Annotated in this window: 4 protein-coding genes and 1 pseudogene; 2 read left to right on the forward strand and 3 right to left on the reverse strand. The window is 44.8% G+C overall.

Annotated features, from left to right (window positions below):
* Window positions 1-468: pseudogene (locus F6J94_RS31355) on the forward strand (phosphoglucomutase, alpha-D-glucose phosphate-specific); the annotation flags it as partial.
* Window positions 469-1,043: 575 nt separating this feature from the next.
* On the opposite strand, the gene F6J94_RS31360 reads toward F6J94_RS31355, so the two are convergent.
* The 3 genes from F6J94_RS31360 to F6J94_RS31370 form a co-directional block, all read right to left on the reverse strand.
* On the reverse strand, window positions 1,044-2,153 hold the full coding sequence (locus F6J94_RS31360; RefSeq protein WP_364304350.1) for a glycosyltransferase family 4 protein: 1,110 nt from the start codon (window positions 2,151-2,153) through the stop codon (window positions 1,044-1,046).
* A 76-nt stretch (window positions 2,154-2,229) separates the two neighbouring features.
* Window positions 2,230-2,937, reverse strand: a complete 708-nt coding sequence (locus tag F6J94_RS31365) for a PIG-L family deacetylase (RefSeq protein ID WP_293019858.1) — start codon at window positions 2,935-2,937, stop codon at window positions 2,230-2,232.
* Between the two features lie 22 nt (window positions 2,938-2,959).
* A complete protein-coding gene (locus F6J94_RS31370; RefSeq protein ID WP_293019859.1) occupies window positions 2,960-3,793 on the reverse strand; it encodes a class I SAM-dependent methyltransferase in 834 nt (277 codons plus the stop codon).
* A gap of 59 nt (window positions 3,794-3,852) precedes the next feature.
* Here F6J94_RS31370 and F6J94_RS34540 point away from each other — a divergent pair.
* Window positions 3,853-4,056 (forward strand): malonyl-CoA decarboxylase family protein (locus F6J94_RS34540; RefSeq protein ID WP_367142302.1); only part of this gene is annotated, 204 nt, incomplete at its 3' end.

Genomic DNA, 4,056 nt, shown 5'->3' on the forward strand with positions numbered 1-4,056 from the left:
CCTGGAGCATCCTTCCAGAGTAAAAACGCTACCGTATGGCCACCAGCTCAAGACGCGATTGTCATGAACTTGTTGGCAGCAGAAATTTTTGCGAAAAGTGGAAAGGATCTCAGCAGGCACTATCAAGATTTAACCGATAAGTATGGTGAATGTTACTATACTAAGATTTTTGTTCCTGCTAAACCAGGCCAAAAGAAAAAACTAAGTCAACTCTCAGAGTTTGAAATAAGTGCGTCTACTCTGGCGGGGGATCCTATTGTTGCTAAATTTACCAGGGCTCCGGCGAATGATGCATCATTGGGAGGGATTAAGATCAGGACGACTAATGGATGGTTTGTTGCTCGTCCGTCAGGAACGGAAATGGTAGAGCCCGTTTATAAGGTTTATGGAGAAAGTTTCAAAAGTGAGCATCATCTGGACTTGCTTATGCAAGAAGCTATCCAGATTGTAAATAATGTTACTCAATAAATTTTACTAGTTACTAGTTAGTATAAATACGAACAATAAATACTCTAAATTAAACCGGGCTGATGGCTTATAACTCACATTCCGCAGGTCCTCATGTACGTTTTGAAGATTTTAAAAGTCAGACGGGGCAATGGTTTCAGGAATTAAGTCCCAACCGACTCACGGTTGAATAGTCCTTCATTGTCGGCTATTCGACCCCATTGGGTCGGCTATTAGTGGCGCAGCGAACGCACAGTTTACGCAATTGCTACCCTCAATCGTTGCCCCAACTAATCTCTCCCCTGGACGACTCACATGCCCGAATTGACTGGGGTTTGAGCTGGCTAGCACCACGCTCGTATTAATCTGGGTTTAATGCTTATATAGTAAGCATTCTAGCATTTTTAATAAAATCCCCCAGCAACACTGTCAACCTGCGGAATGTGGGTTATAAGATTTTTCATCGTCGCTGCCATTACAGTGCTGATGAAGTTAGGTGGGCTTCTAGGAAAATACTTGAATGCCTCTACAGTTTGAGAATTTTGTGACCAGGCTCGTGAGTTAAATGTTGTGTTAGTAACTGGGGATAAATTTCTCTACAGGTCAGCTCGGCTCAAAACATCTTTGTAGAATTTAACGATAGTTTCTGCCATGAGTTTGGAATGCCAAGATTTTTCGTACACAGCTCTTGCCTTTTTGCCAGCATGCAGTAAATGTTCTCGATTATAGGCAATACATTTGATTGCATTCGCCAATGCTCTGGAATCTCCTTTTTCGACCAGCATGGCCCAATCGCCATCATTGACAAGTTCTGGTATACCGCCCACATTCGTTGCAATGAAGGTGCGACCTGATGCCATAATCTCGAGCAACGAAAGGGGAAGGCCTTCAAGCAAAGACGGCAAAACAAATAAGCTACACTGCTCGATCGCTTCATAGATATCCTCAACATAGCCATGTAAAATCACCGAATTCTCCAGCTCAAAGGCACGAATGAGAGACTCGACTCGGTAACGCTCTTGTCCATCACCGTATAAATGGAGCGTTATCTGAGAGTTTTCAGCCTTGAGCATTGCCATTGCTGCTAATAGGAATTCTAACCCTTTTTCCTCAGACAAACGGCTGATACAACCAATATGGTTAAATGCAGTCTCTGCAATTGGACTCATAAAGGTTTCCCAGGATCTATTCTGGGGAGGTAAAAAGGAGGGAATCACATGTAGAGGCTTGTTTTTGTCACGTAAACGCCAAATGTTACTTGCTGCCTGATAAGACATGGCAATCACACCCTGAACGTTCTGCAACACATATTGTTCATCTTTGCCCATCCACCAAACTGAGGGAGAAGCATTGGTGGTTTCTGTAACTACAATCGGAATGTTGTTATGCGCTGTATCTGTTGTATGTTGCACCCAGGCACAAGCTAAGGACTCCACCGGAATAAAGTGAAGGATGTCCCATGACTGTTGTACTAATAACGCTTGGAGAGTATTGAGTTTTTTGTCTAGGGAACCCTCGACATCTAAAGAAATAAAACGAATGTTTTGCTGTTGTAATTGTGCTGTAAAGCTAGGGTGAATGGTTCCTTCCGCGATCATAACCGTCACCTGGTGTCCCAACAGGTCTAAAGCCAGTGCAGTGGCCATGGTTAGGACCTCCGATCCTCCCATATGCTCGAGCCATTGAGTCACAATTACGATGTTCATGGATTGCCAATATTCATAGGTACACTTCTATGTACCTAGTGTACTAATTAGTTTGCAATGCTAATTGATTAAAGCGTCAGGTCTTCTGACGCCAAATACGTTCCACAGCCGTTCCGGCTACAATGCGCTGAGCATGAAACTTAACCCGCTCAAGATCTTCGGAAGAGACTTGTGAGGAATATAGTTGTAAATTTTGGAGCTTTTCTTCAAGGTGTTGACAGATGTCAATCATTTCTAACTCAGCAGCACCTAAGGTTTGCTGAACCCAGGTTTCAATTGTACTGAGTTCTTCAAACCCCGTATAGGGAACATCTTCATAAAAAATCTTTTCCAGCGAAGAAGTGGCTGACCATAACAAAACAGCTTTCTGCAGAATGATGTGATCGATATGGTTGCCAATTCCCAGAGGAACCCAAAGGCGTGTTACACCAGTTTGCGTGTTTAAAAAGGACTGAATAGCTTGAATACTTGCTTCCGCATCGGGATCCTGACGATAATCAGTTACAGTAAAGATTGTATCCAGGTTAGTATAACCCCGAAGTGTCACATCCTTAAGACCGATGCCCTCATGCTGAAGCCCTAACTTATTCGCGTAGGCGATATCCTCTGCATATCGAATATTGCAAATAACGGCCTCGGAGGATCCTGATTCCACACTATAGGGCGCATAAATGCTCTTTTGAAAAACAGTCACAAGCTTAGGTTCGTGACAATATCCTTTCAGCAGAAGACCACCAATCGAATAAGCAACATCATCAGCGTGGGCTGAGAGAAGTAAGTCCATACACGTATTTGAAGTTTTTCAACTACACTGTGCAAAATTCTAAAGACATCCCTGAGGTAAAGCTGGCTGGCTGCATGGGATGAAGACGCTTGTACACAGATACCAACCTTAGACCGACGTCTAAAGCAATCTTTTCTAGTTCTTCTTGATGGTACAATCGCTGTCGGAGTGTACGATAGACTGTGCGCTCAACTGTCCCATCAGGTGCAATCCATTCAAATATTTGGTTACTTGTCATGATTTGTCTATGGGGATCGTAATCTTCAGCTGAGCGCATGGCAACAGAGCGATTCCCAGAAGGGGTTGATACTTGATGAACAATCCCAAAAAAAAGCATTGGTTTAGCTCCGGCTTGGCTAGCTTTGGCCAGTCGTTCTTGACTGCGACCACGTAAATCTGTCATAAAACGTCCTCCTAGCTTAAGGCTAAGGGCAATATTCTTAAGGGCACTCCGTAAACTAGATTTGTCCAGAAAATGGGTTAGAAAGTCATCGACTGCGATCGCAACATCAACCTTCTTCCCATAGGAAGATGTCACAATATCCAGGGAACTGAGATGTAGATTATCTTGCAGGCTAGAGTGTCCTTCCTGGCTGAAACTTTTTAACTTGTCCTGGAAGAAAGAAATCATCTCTGGCGAGCAATCAACTGCGTGGACCTCATAATTACATTGAGCCAGAGGAATTGCTAAGCGACCTGTCCCACAACCAATATCTAAGATACGATGCTCTCCAGATTTCAGCGCCGACTGATAGTATTCAACCGTATCACCGCTATCAGCATCTCCAGAAGCAGAATCCAGTAATACTGGTTCGTAAAAGAGATGTTCCCAGGGACAGCAATATTTTTCCTGCATTGATTGCATCTCCTAAAGTTGTACTCGGTATTCTGACCAGTTCGGATCGATCATAATACCTGGTCGGCGCCCGCCGCCGAGGCCTGCCGCTGGACCCGGTCGCCCGCTTCCAATTGCGCAACGGCGCCTGCGTCGAGCGCATCAACTGGATGGGCGACACGAGCGACAAGGGCATGGCCGAGTCGCACGGTCTGCTCGTCAACTACCGGTACTCGGGCCAGGACCTTGCCGACAATCACGACGCGCTGACGCTCGACGGCGTG

Origin of the sequence: Moorena sp. SIO1F2, from assembly GCF_010672755.1 — a bacterium.
GTDB lineage: Bacteria > Cyanobacteriota > Cyanobacteriia > Cyanobacteriales > Coleofasciculaceae > Moorena.

Coding starts and splice junctions, on each gene's coding strand:
- F6J94_RS31360 (WP_364304350.1), bottom strand. CDS start 2,153: ATGAACATCGTAATTGTGACTCAATGGCTCGAGCATATGGGAGGATCG.
- F6J94_RS31365 (WP_293019858.1), bottom strand. CDS start 2,937: ATGGACTTACTTCTCTCAGCCCACGCTGATGATGTTGCTTATTCGATT.
- F6J94_RS31370 (WP_293019859.1), bottom strand. CDS start 3,793: ATGCAGGAAAAATATTGCTGTCCCTGGGAACATCTCTTTTACGAACCA.